General features: G+C 40.7%; 14 protein-coding genes and 1 pseudogene. 10 read left to right on the plus strand and 5 right to left on the minus strand.

Features of this window, described 5'->3' with window-relative positions:
* Positions 1-294 precede the first annotated feature (294 nt).
* A complete protein-coding gene (locus CWB60_RS19070; RefSeq protein ID WP_138577625.1) occupies positions 295-2250 on the minus strand; it encodes a TonB-dependent receptor domain-containing protein in 1956 nt (651 codons plus the stop codon).
* A gap of 108 nt (positions 2251-2358) precedes the next feature.
* On the minus strand, positions 2359-3273 hold the full coding sequence (locus CWB60_RS19075) for a LysR family transcriptional regulator (RefSeq protein WP_138577623.1): 915 nt from the start codon (positions 3271-3273) through the stop codon (positions 2359-2361).
* Between the two features lie 125 nt (positions 3274-3398).
* Between CWB60_RS19075 and CWB60_RS19080 the strand changes: the two are divergent.
* A pseudogene (locus CWB60_RS19080) lies at positions 3399-3740 on the plus strand (LysR substrate-binding domain-containing protein); the annotation flags it as partial.
* Position 3741: 1 nt separating this feature from the next.
* Here the strand turns inward: CWB60_RS19080 and CWB60_RS19085 are convergent.
* Positions 3742-4617, minus strand: coding sequence for a LysR family transcriptional regulator (locus CWB60_RS19085; RefSeq protein WP_138577621.1), 876 nt, complete (start codon positions 4615-4617; stop codon positions 3742-3744).
* A gap of 119 nt (positions 4618-4736) precedes the next feature.
* Between CWB60_RS19085 and CWB60_RS19090 the strand changes: the two genes are divergently transcribed.
* Together CWB60_RS19090 and CWB60_RS19095 are read left to right on the plus strand one after the other, a co-directional pair.
* Positions 4737-5705 carry an aldo/keto reductase gene (locus CWB60_RS19090; protein WP_138577619.1) on the plus strand — a complete coding sequence of 323 codons (969 nt, stop codon included), beginning with the start codon at positions 4737-4739 and terminating at the stop codon, positions 5703-5705.
* A gap of 20 nt (positions 5706-5725) precedes the next feature.
* Entirely contained in the window at positions 5726-7465 is a 1740-nt protein-coding gene (locus tag CWB60_RS19095) for an alpha-amylase family glycosyl hydrolase (protein WP_138577617.1), read from the plus strand.
* Between the two features lie 60 nt (positions 7466-7525).
* Here CWB60_RS19095 and CWB60_RS19100 read toward each other — a convergent pair whose 3' ends face one another.
* Positions 7526-9595 (minus strand): bifunctional 2',3'-cyclic-nucleotide 2'-phosphodiesterase/3'-nucleotidase, encoded by a 2070-nt coding sequence (locus CWB60_RS19100; RefSeq protein WP_138577615.1) that lies wholly within the window; start codon positions 9593-9595, stop codon positions 7526-7528.
* 135 nt (positions 9596-9730) lie between these two features.
* Here CWB60_RS19100 and CWB60_RS19105 point away from each other — a divergent pair, with 135 nt between their 5' ends.
* The 6 genes from CWB60_RS19105 to CWB60_RS19130 all read left to right on the plus strand — a co-directional run bounded on the left by CWB60_RS19105 (position 9731) and on the right by CWB60_RS19130 (position 14588).
* Complete coding sequence (locus CWB60_RS19105; RefSeq protein ID WP_138577613.1) at positions 9731-11164, plus strand: amidohydrolase family protein; 1434 nt, start codon at positions 9731-9733, stop codon at positions 11162-11164.
* Between the two features lie 19 nt (positions 11165-11183).
* Positions 11184-12473, plus strand: coding sequence for a M20 family metallopeptidase (locus CWB60_RS19110; RefSeq protein WP_138577611.1), 1290 nt, complete (start codon positions 11184-11186; stop codon positions 12471-12473).
* Between the two features lie 102 nt (positions 12474-12575).
* Positions 12576-13187: a TetR/AcrR family transcriptional regulator gene (locus CWB60_RS19115; protein WP_029771731.1), complete on the plus strand. Its 612-nt coding sequence runs from the start codon at positions 12576-12578 to the stop codon at positions 13185-13187.
* Positions 13188-13217: 30 nt separating this feature from the next.
* Positions 13218-13628, plus strand: a complete 411-nt coding sequence (locus CWB60_RS19120; RefSeq protein ID WP_138577609.1) for a GFA family protein — start codon at positions 13218-13220, stop codon at positions 13626-13628.
* Between the two features lie 15 nt (positions 13629-13643).
* Complete coding sequence (locus CWB60_RS19125) at positions 13644-14090, plus strand: RidA family protein (protein ID WP_055254750.1); 447 nt, start codon at positions 13644-13646, stop codon at positions 14088-14090.
* Between the two features lie 273 nt (positions 14091-14363).
* Entirely contained in the window at positions 14364-14588 is a 225-nt protein-coding gene (locus CWB60_RS19130; RefSeq protein ID WP_004588490.1) for a hypothetical protein, read from the plus strand.
* On the opposite strand, the gene CWB60_RS19135 is transcribed toward CWB60_RS19130, so the two are convergent.
* On the minus strand, positions 14585-15787 hold the full coding sequence (locus CWB60_RS19135; RefSeq protein WP_249318446.1) for an MFS transporter: 1203 nt from the start codon (positions 15785-15787) through the stop codon (positions 14585-14587). The genes CWB60_RS19130 and CWB60_RS19135 overlap by 4 nt on opposite strands.
* 101 nt (positions 15788-15888) lie before the next feature.
* Here CWB60_RS19135 and CWB60_RS19140 point away from each other — a divergent pair, with 101 nt between their 5' ends.
* Positions 15889-16671 (plus strand): AraC family transcriptional regulator, encoded by a 783-nt coding sequence (locus CWB60_RS19140; protein ID WP_138577607.1) that lies wholly within the window; start codon positions 15889-15891, stop codon positions 16669-16671.
* Positions 16672-16678 lie beyond the last annotated feature (7 nt).

Genomic DNA, 16678 nt, shown 5'->3' on the forward strand with positions numbered 1-16678 from the left:
ATACCAATCCGCATAATTAAGTGAACTATTTTGAGGATGGAAAAACGTGTTGATAGCAAGGCAAAAAATTCGCTATTTAGTTGTTCTCGGCAATTGCTCCTGCATTGCTCTATCTTCTGCATCCATGCAGTCGTAAATGAGAGTTTTTTAACGCAGATAGCGACACGTTTAGCTCCTAAAAATGATTAAGTATTATTGCGGATTGGTATGGTTGACGCTATTTAAGGTACGCCCCCCTTAAACAGCAAAGGCTCAATAAAATATTGAGCCTTAAATAATGAGCAAGTTATTAAATTAAAAAACGTAAGACGCGCTTAATTTAACATTACGACCCGCTTCGTAATCTTGCACTGTGTCGCTTGAGTATGAAGCGTGAGAGTAATACGTTTTATCAAAAATATTCTCAACACCTAAGGTCATGCTTAATGCTTCAAGCTGGCTTGGTAGCCACTGCATGCTGATGTTATGAACCTGATAACCCACTTTATGAATATCAGCACCGCTTGATACCGAGTCATCAGTTCTGTTAACTAGGCTGGTCCAGTTAAATTTCAAGTCGTATTTTGGTACTTCGTAGCCAAGGTTTAGTGAAATGCTATCACCTACTTCATAACGCAGTTGCTCGCCTGTCTCTAGTTGTTCAGAGTCTGACTTAGAGTAACTTAAACGCGCACTAAATAGCGCTTTACGCAGTGAAAGCGTTGATTCAAAACCATCTATATCGTAATCACCCGAGTTTTCATAGGTACCAATTGGGCGACCTTTACCAATTGCCCAGTTGTCTATGTAATCTTCAATACGGGTTTTAAACAGGTTTAATGAAAAACCAAATGAGTCTAAGCCCATAATGTTTTGATCTTTAAAGGCAAAACCAATGGCGTTATTTACACCGGTTTCTGCTTTTAAGTCTTTATCAAAGTTAGTGCTGTAATCAACATAGCTTTCACGCAGGCCAGGACCTTGAAAAAGCTCTGTAGAGCTTGCGTTAACACTCCAGTTATCGTTAATTAGGTATTTAGCCGCTAAACCAAACGTTAACTCGTTCCACGATTTATCTAACGAATCGTTAGTACCGGCTGAGTACATATCTACTTTAAAGTAGTTGTAACGCACGCCAGGGGTTACAAATAACTGATCGGTTACAGCGATTTCGTCTTCAATATAAATAGCGTGCGAGTCGGCAGTGTCTTTATTGGTTTGTACGTGGTTTTCGATACGTTTTGATACTTGCTCATACCCTTCGCCGCCGTAGCGTAATGTATGGTTAAACCCAGCAAGTGCAATTTTAGATGTTGCAAGGGCAGTGTAGCCCGTATGCTCAGAGTTACCCTCAGTTCCTAGTGCAATATAGCTTAGTTCGTTGCGATAAACGCTAGCGCGTAGGATAATGGCATCGCCTTTATCTAGCTCGTAGGCAAGTGAAGTGCTGGTACGTGTGTAGTCAATATCTTCTGTTTGCGCGTCTGAATCTTCAGCAAAGCCAGCACCAAAGTTGGTTTTTACGTAGTAATCGCCTTCATCGTTATATCTGTCGTATGAGAACACTAAACGGTTACTCTCGTTTACATCCCAGCCGAGCTTGAAGATGCCATCTACCGTGCGGCCTTCGTTACCTGTAACTTCTTTACCATTGCCGTTTTTAAAGTTATTTCTGTCGGTGTAGGTGTAGTAGGCAAGGGCGTCTATGTTGTCGGTTAGCTGACCATATACCGCAGCAGAGCCACCTGCGTAATCATTGGTACCTAAGTTTGTGTATAAGCGTGCGCCAAAATCTTCACCTGGCTCTAGTAAATCTTTAGCATCTTTGGTTTCAAAGGCTACACCACCAGAAAGGCCGCCAGTTAGCACCGAGTTAGTCCCTACTTTTATATCTACTGCTTTTAAAATATCAGCATTAATAAGTAAGTTTCCTGAGTGGTGGAACATATTATTGTTTTGGCTAATACCATCAACAGTAATGTTAAGGTCTAAATCGTCAACACCACGAATATTAATACCTTGTACAATAGAGTGCGAGCCACCTACGTCAATACCAGCTTGGTCACGGAGTAAATCACTTAAATGGTTGGCTTGTTTTCTTTCAATATCGTCTTGTAGTAGCGAGTCATTAGTAATTGTTGTGCCCCATACTTCAATGGTTTCTGAGGTATCGGGAGCTTGATCTGCTAAGCTTATGAATGACATACCAGTACACAAAGTACCAATAACAACGTTAAGCGCGTGCTTATTAAATGGGAGCGTGTTTTTCATGGTGAGTATGTTTATCTAATTTTAATATTATTAAGAATGATTCGTATTAAAACGTTCACTGCCTTAAATGGCAATTTAAAATACATACCCTACATGAATAACAGTTATTTAAACTTCAAATACTTTATTTTTTACAAGCTCTCTAAACCATTGACATACAGGGTCATTATGGTGGCGTTGATGCCAGTATAAAGCCACTTGTGCATACTCTGAGCTAAGCTCTTGGGGCGGGGTTCTGGCAACTACGTCATGCTGTTGGCACACATCTGCAGCAAAATGATTGGGCACATAAAATATTAAATCAGTGTTTTCAGCAATGCTGCCAATACTGTAAAAGTTTTTTAAGCGTATTGGCGTCGCTATATTATCAATGCCTAGCGCGGCAAAGTTTTGTGCAATAGTTAATGCTTTTTCACCCTGAATTGATATTTGCCCAAAATTACAATCACGCAATAAATCAACGCTTAATTCTTGTTTAGCCAGCCTGTGGGAGCGAGCCATTACTAATTTAAACTCGCGCTCAAACAACGGCTGTTGATATAACTTACCCTCTGAATTAGCGGGCTTGTGGCCAGTAATCACAAAGTGCGTATCGCCTTTAAGCAAATCAGAAAACTGCGGCTTAGGCAGGGTGTCTATTTCAAGGGTGATATTAGGCGCTTGCTCGCGAACATCTTTAATTATTGTTTTTATAAATAAATGCATTTGCGGCGGTAGGCCAAACAGTTTAATGGTGGCTGTGCTGGTTTTAGGGTCGAAGGTTTGCTTGTTAACCAGTGTTTCTACCATATTTAAAATAGAATTTAGGTCTTGCTGAATTGATTGCGCTTTTGGTGTTAGCTCATACCCTCCAGCCATTCTTATTAATAATTGATCGTCAAATAAGGAGCGCAATTTACTTAACGAGCGGCTTATAGAAGGTTGGCTCATGCCTAAAGTTAAGGCGGTATTGCTAATATGTTTTTCGTTTAAAAGCTGCTTTAAAATAATAAGAAGGTTTAGATCGAGCTGATTTAAATTCATAGTTAGGTTTGCAAGTTATCAGTATTTCAAGCCATTATCCTAGCACTTAATTAGTTAGGTAGGTAAAGATGTTTATTTTTCAGGTGCTGAAATAGGCTTAATTGTTTTAATATGATCTAAAAAATTTTAATTGCCTTATAAACACGGTTGTCGCTAACGCAAAGCGTTGGAGTTATAGGCTTGATGGTAAGAATACCATTGTAAAAGTCTCAGGTAGTTTAGAGGTTAACGACTCACAAAGTTTAAAAGCATTTGCTTTAGCAAGCCAAGGTGTAGCGCAATTACCTAATTTTTACGTTAACCAAGCACTTAAAAGCGGTGAGCTGGTAGAGGTGCCAAGTGAATACGCGCCAAGCCCACAGCCTATTAATTTACTTTATCCGTCTCAACGATTGTTAAGCCCAACTGTTAAAGCTTTAGTAGATTATTTAGTAAACCAGTTATCTCAATATAAAAGTAATTGGTAAGCTAGTTTCTAAACCAGTTAGTGGTAAATTTAATAAAATGGCTAATACGTGCTGATTCGTTAATTAGCTGAGGGTGAATTAAATACACATCAGATTGCGGATACTGTAACTGCGTTAATAGCGGCTTCAAAGTGTGCGCGTTAATTTCTAAATCTACTAAATACTCCGGGGTGTATATAATTCCTTGACCTTGCAATGCAAGGCTTTTAAGCATGTGGTTATCGTTAATGCTTAGTTTTCCTTCAAGCTCAATGGCCCTATCGGAAAAATGCCACAGGCTAAATTGCGTGCTGGTTAAACAGCTATGCTTTAATAAATCTTCAACGTCGCTTGGCTCACCATTTTTAGCAATATAACTAGGCGAGGCACAGCACACCTGTTTATAACTAAAAAGCTTTTTGGCAATCATGTTTTGGGGCGGATTAAGGGTTGATCTAAATGCAATATCGTAGTTGCTTTGAATCAAATTGTGAGGGGTGTAGCTGCAGTCTATATTAAATTTAACATCAGGGTACTCTTGGTTAAATTGCTCGCAAATAGTTAGCAGATATCTATTGGTAAATTGGCTCGGCGCGGTAATTCTAATGTTGCCGGCAATAGCCTCGTGTTCATGGGCTAAGGTTCGTTCAAGCTCTAATAATGTGCTTTTAATATTTCCCATACAACTAAGCACATGCTTTCCCTGCGGGGTGAGCTTTACACTGCGGGTTGTGCGAATAAGTAGGGCTCTTTGGTATTCTTTTTCGAGCGCTTTTATTTGCTCAGACAAATACCCTCGGGAGATCCCAAGCGCTAAAGCTGCCTTTGAAAAGCTTAAGTGTTTGGCTACTTCGTTAAACAAAAATAACCGTTCAAATTTTTTATGTTCTCTCAGCATTTAAATGAGCACTGTGTTTTTATTGTTTGTTATAGCAAATAATGAGTTTTATTTTTAGTATTTAGTTGAATAATTTAATCGGTAAACTACAAGTCACTCTTTTTTAATACCGATAACTCATGACCAATAAAACTATTTCTCAATTTATACCCAATGCTAGCGAACTTATTTATGGCTGTATGGGCTTGGGTGGTGGCTGGAATAACAACCCAATAACCAAAGCCGATATAAACCAAGCACATACAGTAGTAGAGGCAGCGCTTGAAAATAACATTAATTACTTTGACCATGCTGATATTTATACTTTTGGTAAAGCAGAGCAGGTATTTGGTGAAGTTTTAAAAACGCGCACCGACCGTGATAAGTTAATTATTCAATCTAAATGCGGTATTCGATTTGAAGATGAGCATGGCCCAAAGCGTTATGACCTTTCAGGACAGTGGATAGAGCAAAGTGTAAATAAAAGTTTAGCGCAGCTAAAAACAGACTACTTAGATGTACTTATTCTGCACAGACCCGACCCACTCATGTGCCCTCAGGAAATTGCTAGCACTTATAAAAAACTAAAAAGCCAAGGCAAGGTACGTTTTTTAGGGGTGTCTAATATGCAGCAACATCAAATAAAAGCCATTCAACAAGCCCTGTCAGAGCCACTTATTTTGAATCAAGTAGAAATGAGCTTATTAAAAAATGACTGGGTTGAAGAGGGCATATATGCTGGTAACGCGCAAGGCGCAAATATTAACTTTACGCCGGGCTTAATCGAGTTTTGCCAGCACGAGAATATACAGCTGCAGGCGTGGGGAAGTTTATGCCAAGGGTTGTTTTCGGGTGCTGATATAACCGGCGCTGAAACCCGTATTAAAAACACGTACCAATTAGTACAAAGCTTAGCTGCGCAGTACGAAACAAGTGCAGAAGCCATTGTACTGGCATGGTTAAACAGGCACCCTACAAACATTCAATCTGTTATAGGGACTACTAACACTGCGCGTATTAAAGCGTGTGCACAAGTAAACAAAATACAATTAACGGCCGCTCATTGGTATGCACTTTACGAAAGTGTAAAAGGTTGCGAGTTGCCATAGTTTAGTAAAGGAGCACTAAAATGATAAAAAACACACTAACAACATTTTTACTAAGCACTGTAGTGACATTAACGGCCTGTAAAAGTAATCAGCCACCAGCGGCCGATAACGCAAACACTGCAAGCACTGATAATTATTTACAGCGCGATGTACGCGACGATATATTTTATTTTGTATTACCTGATCGTTTTAATAATGGCGATCCGCAAAACGATAATGGCAGCAATGAGCATGCTATTTCGGCTGGTGGGTTCAATTTAACAACCACCAGTGGTTTTCATGGTGGAGATATAACAGGCATTGAACAAAAACTCGACTACTTAGAAGCGCTAGGGGTTACAGCAATTTGGATGACGCCTTTATTACGCAACCAAGCGATTCAATCAGACGGTGTTGCGCACCATGGTTATTGGATTGTCGATTTTAGCGAAATAGACCCGCACTTTGGTGGGAATGCTTCTTTAAAAAAGCTAATTGATGCAGCTCATAAAAAAGGCATTAAAGTATTTTTTGACATTATTACTAACCACACAGCCGATATTATTCGTTACGACGAATGCCACATGCCAAACGGTCAATTTAAAGCAGGTTTAACGCATTGTGAGTATAAAGCGCTAAATAACCCTAAGCCGTATAGCCCATTTATTCCTGAGCACTTAAAAAATGTTAAGTATCCACAGTGGCTAAACAATGTCGATTATTATCACAACCAAGGCGACAGCACCTTTAGTGGTGAAAGCTCACTTAATGGTGATTTTAACGGCCTAGACGATTTAAAAACAGAGCATCCGCAGGTGGTGAGCGGCATGGTCGATATTTATCAAAATTTAATAAAAGAGTTTAAGCCCGACGGCTTCAGAATCGATACCGTACGCCATGTTAATCTCGAGTTTTGGCAAACATTTACACCTGCTATTATTGATTACGCTAAAGCGCAAGGGATTCCAAATTTTCATGTGTTTGGTGAGGTGTACGACCCTAACCCTAAAAACCTAAGTGTATTTACTACAGAAGGTAAAATTCCATCGGTGCTTGATTTTGCATTTCAAAAAATAGCGGCCGATGTGTTTTTTAAAGGACAGAACCCAAGCGCCATTAGCGAGCTATTTGCACAAGACTCACTATACCAAGATGAAGACAGCCAAGCCGATTTACTTATGACCTTTTTAGGGAACCACGACATGGGCAGACCTGGCTTATTTATAAACCAAACATTTGATCACGAAAGTGATGAGCTTAAATTAAAGCGCAGCCAATTAGCGCATGCATTTATGTTTTTATCTCGCGGTATACCGGTTATTTATTATGGCGATGAACAAGGTTTTACAGGCGATGGCCACGATATTGATGCACGCGAAGATATGTTTGCATCAAATGTTGCAAGCTATAACGACAATAACCTTATAGGCACCACGCAAACAACGGCCGATAATAACTTTAACCAGCAGCACCCATTATTTAAAACTATTGCGCAATTAAGTAAGTTACGAAAAAATCACGAAGGGCTTCGCCGCGGTGAATACAACGACTTATTTTTTGCTAAAAACACTGGCATGTTTGCGTTTTCACGCACAGTAAAAGGTGCAGAGCAGGCGTATATTATTGTGTTTAATAGCGAAAAAACGCCACAAACAATAGAGTTTAATAGCCCGTATAAACACTTTTCGCCTCTTGTAGCTGCCGAGCAACTTGAGCAACAAAATGGCAAGTTAACGGTCACTTTAAAAGGGCTAAGCTATAGTGTGTATATTGCTAAATAATTAAGGGTTTAGGTTAAGTAAAAGCCAGCTGCTAAGCTGGCTTTTTTTATGCCTTAAAGGTTACTGCTTTAAATCTATGGTGTATAGCGCAAAACCATTTTCGTCTGTTTTAAGTGGTGAGGTAGGCGCAACAGCAGGGAGTGTTTGTGCAATAGTAGCTACTTCATCAAGCGGTGATGTTCTAAACACAACATTTAGCTCTGTGCTGGTGGTCACGGTGCTAAAACGCCAGTTATTATCGGCCGAAGGGTCAATACTGCCTGTGCTACTTTTAGCGGCTTCGCTAATAATGTAACTACGCAGCACACCGCGGTTTTCATCTGGGCCTTCAAATGTTTCACGGCTAGTACCGTCAATCGCCGGGAAGTTACCGCCGCCCGATGCACGATAGTTATTAGTTACAATTAAAAACTCTGCCTCTAAATCTATCGCTTCACCTTGGTATTGCAAGTTAGTAATGCGCGAATTGTTTTCACTTATTAACACCCCATCGTTGTCGTATCGTTTTGGCTGAGTGACGTCAATTTCAAAGGTAACGCCGTCAATAATGTCAAAGTTAAAAGTAGGAAAAGTGGTATCGAGTAGGTTTTGCTCAGCGCTGCTGTTTATATCAATCTGATTAAACTGACCTGCAGAGCGTTCAAGCCACTCTTTAACATCGCTACCTGTTACTTTTACCATACGAATAGTGTTTGGAAACACATACAAACTAACGGTATCTAGTAGGGTAATATCGCCTGCTTTTACATTGGTGTAATCTTCAATACCATTGCGGCCAGCTCTAAAAGGGGCTGCTGCCGAAAGCACGGGTAAGTCATCAAGCTCAGTGCCTTGAATAAACGCTTTACCCCACGCTATTTGTGCATCTGATACTATTTGAATTGACGGGTCGTCTTGCACCAAAGCAAAAAAGCTATATATAGGGTTTGAAATTTCAGCAAATGGTTCGCTTACCCAATCAATCGTTGCTTGGTGTTCAAGCTCAATTGCTGCGGCTACATCGGTATCTACAGCAGCTACATCAACAAAGTCGCCGTTTTCATCTGTACCACTAATAGCGCGGGTTTCTACTTTTGAGCTGGTTACTTCCCAGCCGCCTTCATCGTTTGGCTCAACAATTAAATCAATAACCCCTAAGTTATTGCCAAAAAAGCCAGGCATAACAGCCGGTACGCCATTAAGTTTACCGTTTACGTTATCAATACCCGCCGATTCATAGCCATCGTACGACGAATCACCCGGAAACAAACGGTGGTTATGACCAAATAATATGGCGTCTACGTCATCTACTTTAGACAGGTAAAGGGCCGTATTTTCAGCGAGGTCTTCTTGGGCGCTGGCTGTTAACCCAGAGTGCGGAATGGCAATGATAATATCGGCGCCTTGTGCTTTCATTTGTGGAATGAACTTTTCAGCAGTAGCAACAATATCTTTTGCAATTACCTTACCTTGTAAGTGCGCGCTATCCCATTGCATAATCTGCGGTGGGGTAAGGCCTAAGTAACCAATTTTAATTGTTTGTTCGTTGCCGTTTATATCAAATACGGTTTTATCTTGAAGGTAGTATGGGGTGTAACGGTTTTCATCGTTGCTGTCGTCATCATCACCATCATCAACGTATACATTGGCATTAATATACGGGAAGTCGGCACCACTTAATGTGGCATCTAAAAACTCTAAGCCAAAATTAAATTCATGGTTTCCTAAGTTAGCAACATCGTAATCAAGCAAGTTCATTGCTTTAAAGGCCACATGGGTTGCGCCATTTAAAATATCGTCTTTACGTACAATCGCTTCGTAATCGCCAAGCGGGCTGTTTTGAATTAAATCACCATTATCAACAAGTACACTGTTTTGCACTTCATTGCGGGCTTCTTTTATAAGGGTAGCGGTGTTAACAAACCCTAAGGTTTCTGAGGGGGCTTGTGCAAAGTAATCGTAGTTAGATAAATACATGTGTATGTCGGTTGTTTCCATTACGCGCAAAGTAACCGGTGCAGGCTCTGGTGTTTCTACAACGACAGGGTCGTTATTATCGTCATCATCAATGTCGCAGCCACTCAATGCGAGTGCAATAGTCAGTGCCAATGTTGATTTTAAAACGTGCTTTTTAGCGATTCGATTTTTCATAGTCATTCCGTGTAATTTAAAAAGAGTACAGTAAAAAAGATTTATTAAAGTATGATGAATTAAAATGTGAATCCAGATTTACATTTTTAGGTGGTGCATTTATAGTAATGTCTTCTACCAAGATGAGCACACACTATGAGTATACCTATGTACGCATTTAAAAAAATTAAAAAATCTTTATTATTAATTGCTTGCGCTTTAACTAGCTTTACAAGTTATGCAGTTGATGAGCAATTTGTACGTTATCAAGCGGGGCGTTATGCAATTAAAAATATCACGTTAATCGATGGCACCGGCAAACCGGCACAAACTAATCAAACGGTTGTAATAAATAAAAATAAAATTGTGAATATAGGCGCCACAGCAGAAGTAGGCGTCGCTAAAGGTGTGAATATTATTGACGGTAGTGGAAAAACATTAATTCCGGGATTGGTGATGATGCATGAGCACATGTTTTATCCAACTGGCAAGGCTCATTACACCGAAATGCTTTACAGCTTTCCTCGCCTATATTTAGCAGGCGGTGCAACCACAATTCGTACTGCAGGCACCACTGCACCATATGCTGATTTAAAATTAAGAGATGATATAAACGCAGGTAAAAGTTTAGGCCCAGATATAGATGTAACGGCACCGTATTTAAATGGCCCCGGTTTACCTATTTTAAAAATAAAGTCGCTACGCGATGCAGACGATGCTAAAAAAATGATGGACTACTGGGGCTTAGAGGGGGTTACCTCATATAAAGCGTATATGCATATTAATCAAAATGAGCTTGATGTTGTTATTAAAAAAGCGCACGAGCAAAATAACAAAGTAACGGCTCATTTATGTTCAGTTACATACCGCGAAGCAGCCGCTTTAGGTATTGATAACCTAGAACATGGCTTTTTTGCCGCCACCGACTTTGTTAAAAACAAACAAAAAGATGTATGCCCAAGTAATAAAGACGTACAGCAATCGTTTGTTGAGTTAGATATAAACTCGCCAGAAGTAACGAGCCTAATAAATTACTTAGTGGCTAAAAATGTAGTACTTACCTCTACACTTACTGTATTTGAAACCTTTACTAAAGGTCGCCCTAAAGCCTACCCAAAAGCACTTGATGCATTAATACCGCAAGTACGTGATCAGTACGAGTCGCGCTTTGAAAAAATAGCAAAGCAGAGCGAATCTAGTTGGCCTTTAGTATTTAAAAAAATGATGCAGCTAGAAAAAATGTTTGTAGCCGCTGGTGGTAAATTAATGGTGGGAACCGACCCAACAGGTTATGGCGGCGTTATTGCTGGCTTTTCCAACCAGCGTGCAATTGAATTACTCGTAGAGGCTGGGTTTATGCAGCCACAAGCAATAAAAATAGCTACGTTAAATGCAGCGCAGTATTTAAATAAGCAAAATACAATAGGTAGTATTGAAGTAGGTAAACATGCCGACTTGGTTATTGTTAATGGCGACTTTGCTAAAGATGCGTCGGCTATCCGTAATATGGAAACTGTATTTAAAAATGGTGTAGGCTATAACTCAACAGCACTTTTCGATAACACTAAATCGGTTGTTGGGCTTCATTAAAATAATAAAGGAAATCAGGATGAAAAAATCACTACTTTCGGTGGCATTAGGTTTTGCTGCACTTGGTGCGTTTAACGCGCAGGCAAACCTTGATCAGCACGTTAAAAATGTAGAGCAGCAGGTAATTGAATGGCGACGCGACTTTCACCAAAACCCTGAGCTTGGTAATCGCGAAACGCGTACCGCAGGCATTGTGGCTAAACATTTAAAGTCGTTAGGGATGCAAGTACAAACCGATATTGCTTACACCGGTGTTGTTGGTATTTTAAAAGGCGCAAAGCCTGGCCCTACAGTAATGCTACGCGCCGATATGGATGCACTACCGGTAACAGAAAAAACAGATGTGCCATTTAAATCAACCAAAACCACAAATTTCCGTGGCGTTGATGTAGGCATAATGCACGCTTGTGGCCACGACACGCACGTAGCTATGCTAATGGGCGCAGCCGAAGTATTAGCAAATATGAAAGATGAATTGCATGGCAACATCATGTTTGTGTTTCAGCCTGCTGAAGAGGGCGCACCTTTAGGCGAAGAGGGCGGTGCAGAGCTAATGCTTAAAGAAGGTATATTTAAAAAATATAAACCTGACGTAGCATTTGGCCTGCATATTACATCGAGCCTACATACGGGGAAAATTGGCTATCGAAGTGGGCCGTTTATGGCCAGTGCCGATCGCTTTGAAATAACTGTACATGGTCGCCAAGCGCATGGCTCAGCACCGTGGACAGGCGTTGACCCTATTGCTGCCTATGCGCAAATTGTAACGGGCGTTAACCATATTGTTAGCCGCCAAGTAAATATAACCAAAGAGCCTGCTATTGTGTCGTTTGGTAAAATTGCCGGTGGTGTGCGTAATAATATAATTCCTGAAGAAGTTGAAATGGTTGGCACTATTCGTAATTTTGATATGGATAATCGCGCGCAAATCTTTGAAAATATTAAAACAACCGCTACACATATTGCTAAATCATCGGGGGCAACGGCCGATGTGCATATTCACGAAGGTTACCCAGTAACGGTTAATAACCCTGAACTTACTGCGCAAATGTTACCTAGCCTTGAAAAAGCAGCCGGTAAACAAAACGTGCAAGAAATGGGTAAAATAACCGGCGCAGAAGACTTTTCGTTTTATGCCCTAGAAATACCTAGTGTATTTGTATTTTTAGGTGGTACGCCTGACGATCAAGACTTGAAAACGGTAGCAAGTAACCACTCACCTTATTTTTATGCCGATGAGTCATCGTTTAAAGTGGGTACCAAAGCGCTTAGCCAATTAGCGGTAGATTATTTAAATAGCCAAAAATAACGACATAACTACCCAGCGAGTAATGTAATTGCTGGCTGGGTATTGTTGTTTATATTAACAAGCTGCACTATGTGTGCACTTTAACCTAACACGTTTAAATTTATGTCTGATCAACCCTTTTTGGCACCTAAGCAACAACGCAGTCAACAAACCCAAGAAAAACTATTAAAAGCGCTGCATCACAGTTTAAAAAGTAAGTTTTTTGAGCACATAAGTATAAAAGAGCTGGCCGATTACGCCGAGGTGTCGGTAGGTACGTTTTACCGTCGCTTTAAAAATAAAGAGTCGCTGCTGCCCATGTTGTATCAAGACTTTGGTATTGCATTAGATAACTGGGTAACAGAGCTTGAGGCGCAGCACTATAAAAACTTAGACGATGTAGTTAACACTTTATGCCATAAAACCTATGTGTTTTTATCATCACAGCAGGGGGTATTTAGAACGCTACATTTAAATTCGCGTTTGCACAGCGAGTTATTAGGCAGTGATAAACACATAAACAGGCGAGTAATTTATCAGCGGTTAGCGCAACTAATTAGCCAAACAGATACCAAAGTGAGCGAGGCGGCGGCAGGTACTGCAGTATTTTTAATTGTCAGTTCATTGCTTGATAAAGTGCTGTATCACGATTTAACCCCTGCGATAGCCTGTGATTTATCGGCGCAGCAATACGCGCAAGAACTACCTAAAATTATTTTAGCTTATTTAGGTTAAGCACCTTTAAACATACTCAAGGAGAGTAAAATGAAAATTACCGGAAGCTGCTATTGTGGTGAAATTAAATACCAAGCTCAGTCGCAAAATAATAACGTACTTGTATGTCATTGTAGCGATTGCCAACGCATGTCGAGTGGGCCATTTAGAGCCGTAATTATGGCTGAGCCAAACTCGGTGGTATTTACTAAAGGCGAGCCAAAAGAGTATGTTAAAACAGCACAAAGCGGTAATAAACGCGCACAAGGTTTTTGTGGTACGTGCGGCACTACACTTTACGCAACGAACGAAGCAAAAGCCGATAGAGTGTACGGCCTGCGCATAGGGTCCGTTGATCAGCGTGATGAATTTACCCCAGCTGCGCAAATTTGGTCGCAATCAACGCTTACATGGCTAAACGATTTACACCAAGTGCCGGCTTTTGAAACTACACCTAAATAAACAGGTAGGCTATTAATGAAAACACTGACAAAAACAGCCTTATTAGCAAGTGTACTACTGACGAGTTTTGCCCAGGCAAAACCCAGTAATGTCGACTTTTTAAATACAGGCAAAGCTAATCCTAACTTACCATTTTCGCAAATAGTAAAAGCCGGTAATACGCTTTATATGTCGGGGCAAATAGGGATTAACCCTGCAACCGGTAAGTTAGCAGCGGGTGGTTTTGAAGGTGAAGCTAAGCAAACCCTTGAAAACATTAAGCGCACTTTAGAGCAGCATAACTACAGCCTGAGCAATATTGTAAAGTGCACTGTTATGCTTACCAATATTAACGATTTTAAAGCGTTTAACGCTATTTATACGCAATATTTTAGTGCGCCGTATCCTGCACGTAGTGCATTTGCAGTAAACGCGTTAGCCCTTGATTCGTTAGTAGAAGTAGAGTGTATTGGTGCTGTATAATACCAATCGACTTAAATATTTAATCATTCTAACGTGCTAAATAGAGCGCTAACAGCGTTGTAAATTTCTTATGTAGAACAACTGCATGTCGATATTCATGCCTTGTTATCACGCTATTTATCTGTCGCTATAAATGCCTAATAACTTAACACGATTGGTGTAAGTAATTTTAGATTGCGTAATTTTATAAAGGTAACGTTGCGCTTTAAATTTGTGTGAAATTTTTTTAACCAAATGACTGTCTATTTATAAGACAGTCATTTGGAGAAAAATATGTGTAGTTCACCGAAAAGTAGCCGAGCAGTTAAAAAGTCAGCCATTAACTTTAATGACGAACTAACCCAAGAGCAGCGTTTGCGTTTTGCTGCAAAAGCTAATTTAGCGCAGCTGCGCCGCGAGCAACGTCAAGCCGCTAATAAGCGCTTTGAGCAAAAGCATCGCCCCGCTAAAAAGCCAGCAACGGGCTTGTTTTCATGGTTACAGCAGCTAGTAAGTTAACTATTATTAAGCGTGGTGTTTTTGCCGCTAAACCATCCACATGTAGCACATAACACACCTGCACCTGCACATAACCAAAGCGGCGCACTCCAGCTGCCGGTACTTGTATGTAGCGCCCCAGCTACCATAGGGCCAATAGCCGCCAACAAATAGCCAATACTTTGTGACATACCCGAAAGCGAAGCCGCTTGCGTGGAGTTATCGGTACGTAAGCTAATAAACGACAGTCCTAAAATAAAACACGCTCCCGAGCTAAAGCCAAGTAGTAGCGTCCACACTAATGCAAAGCTTGGCATATAAAGTAGCCCTAGTGCACAGCACGCACTAAGTGATGCAAGTATAAAGCTAAGCGCACTTTGATCTTTTAATTTTCCTAGTAAAGGTATAAGCACAAGCCCAGGTATGGCAGTCGCAATTTGAAAAGCACCATGATACGCGCCTGCTTGCGTTGCGCTTTGGCCCGCTTCGGTGAGTATGCTAGGCAGCCATGTGATAATGATGTAATTTAAAAATGAATTTAGCCCCAGTAACAAGGTAATTTGCCAAGCAAGTAGGTAGCGCCATACGCTTTTATTAAGTGTTGAGGCCTGTGCTGTTTGTGCCGGTTTTGTGTGTTTATTTAATTGCGCCATCCACACAATTAAAGTGGTAATTGTAATGAGTGCACTTGCCCCTAATGCAAACTGCCAGCCTAACCCTTCATATTGGCTAAGCGGATAAACTAATGCTGAAAAGCCACCCGAGGCAATGCCCATAGTGAGTACATAAGCAGAGGTCATTACCGCCACTTTTGCCGCAAAGTCGCGTTTTATTATACTTGGTAGCAATACGTTAGCTATGGCAATACCTGCGCCTATTATGGCTGTGCCTACAAAGAGCATAATGGATGAGTTAAACACCCGTGCGGCAATACCCAGTAATATTAAAAATACAGCAAAAAACAATGTGCGCTCAAGCCCTTGGCGTTTAGCCAGGCTTGCAGCCATAGGCGATATAATGGCAAAGGCAATTAGCGGTAAGGTGGTAATAAAGCCTGCTTGCGAAGCGGTTAAATTAAAATGCGCAATTATTTGTTCAAGCACAGGGGCAACCCCTGTAAAAGGCGCACGTAAATTGGCAGCAATAAGTAAAATACCTATTACAAGCAATACGCTTGAAAAGCGCGACATATCAGCATTACTGTGAGGTGTGTGAGTCATTATTACAAAATAAGTTAGCTAATTATTGGCGCTAGTATAAACAAATCAGCAGTATTATAATTTAGCTATACTGACATTGAATAACTAAAAACTGACAAAATATGTTTGAGCCTAAAGGGTGGGGATACCTACAAAACTACGAGCACATGGAACAGCCTATAATTGCCAAAGTAGATACCGCACAAGGCAGTAAAGAATACCCGTTACATACTCACCCTAAGGGGCAGCTAATTTTAGCGCTTGATGGTTATGTTACCTGCGAAGCGGCTAACAAAATGTGGATGGTGCCAACGCACAGTGCTATTTGGGTACCTGCAAATACCTTACACAGCAATCGCGCATCTGATAACGCCAAATTGTGTTTTGTATTTATTGATGCCAATAAGCACGGCATGCCACAGCATACCTGTACATTAGCAATAACGGGGCTGGTAAAAAGTTTAATGCTAAAACTAGCAAGCGAACACCAAGCCTATAATGAAGACACTAAAACAGCTCGTTTAGCTCAGGTACTGTTTGATTTATTAATTGAAATGCCCGCCCAGCCGCTCGACTTTGTGTTATCTAAGCATGCGGTTATTCAAGCTATGGGGCAGCAGTTACTCGCACAGCCAAATAATCGTAAAACCGTTGCACAATGGGCACACGATTTTGCTTTAACCGAGCGGACGTTGGCACGGCTTATAAAAAAGCAAACCGGTATGACCTTTGGTAAGTGGCGAATGCAATTACATATAATTACAGCGCTGCAGGCACTATCAGATGGGCAAAGTGTACAGCAAGTGTCGGCGTTATTGGGGTACGAATCGGTGAGTGCGTTTATAACTATGTTTAAAAAGGTAATGGGAAAATCGCCCACTAAATATATGGGCGATTTAAATTAACCTTTAT

It is taken from the genome of Pseudoalteromonas sp. S327 (assembly GCF_005886415.1).
Taxonomy (GTDB): Bacteria; Pseudomonadota; Gammaproteobacteria; order Enterobacterales; family Alteromonadaceae; genus Pseudoalteromonas; species Pseudoalteromonas atlantica.

Coding starts and splice junctions, on each gene's coding strand:
- CWB60_RS19135 (WP_249318446.1), bottom strand. CDS start 15,787: ATGACTCACACACCTCACAGTAATGCTGATATGTCGCGCTTTTCAAGC.
- CWB60_RS19075 (WP_138577623.1), bottom strand. CDS start 3,273: ATGAATTTAAATCAGCTCGATCTAAACCTTCTTATTATTTTAAAGCAG.
- CWB60_RS19120 (WP_138577609.1), top strand. CDS start 13,218: ATGAAAATTACCGGAAGCTGCTATTGTGGTGAAATTAAATACCAAGCT.
- CWB60_RS19090 (WP_138577619.1), top strand. CDS start 4,737: ATGACCAATAAAACTATTTCTCAATTTATACCCAATGCTAGCGAACTT.
- CWB60_RS19085 (WP_138577621.1), bottom strand. CDS start 4,617: ATGCTGAGAGAACATAAAAAATTTGAACGGTTATTTTTGTTTAACGAA.
- CWB60_RS19110 (WP_138577611.1), top strand. CDS start 11,184: ATGAAAAAATCACTACTTTCGGTGGCATTAGGTTTTGCTGCACTTGGT.
- CWB60_RS19130 (WP_004588490.1), top strand. CDS start 14,364: ATGTGTAGTTCACCGAAAAGTAGCCGAGCAGTTAAAAAGTCAGCCATT.
- CWB60_RS19095 (WP_138577617.1), top strand. CDS start 5,726: ATGATAAAAAACACACTAACAACATTTTTACTAAGCACTGTAGTGACA.
- CWB60_RS19100 (WP_138577615.1), bottom strand. CDS start 9,595: ATGAAAAATCGAATCGCTAAAAAGCACGTTTTAAAATCAACATTGGCA.
- CWB60_RS19115 (WP_029771731.1), top strand. CDS start 12,576: ATGTCTGATCAACCCTTTTTGGCACCTAAGCAACAACGCAGTCAACAA.
- CWB60_RS19140 (WP_138577607.1), top strand. CDS start 15,889: ATGTTTGAGCCTAAAGGGTGGGGATACCTACAAAACTACGAGCACATG.
- CWB60_RS19070 (WP_138577625.1), bottom strand. CDS start 2,250: ATGAAAAACACGCTCCCATTTAATAAGCACGCGCTTAACGTTGTTATT.
- CWB60_RS19105 (WP_138577613.1), top strand. CDS start 9,731: ATGAGTATACCTATGTACGCATTTAAAAAAATTAAAAAATCTTTATTA.
- CWB60_RS19125 (WP_055254750.1), top strand. CDS start 13,644: ATGAAAACACTGACAAAAACAGCCTTATTAGCAAGTGTACTACTGACG.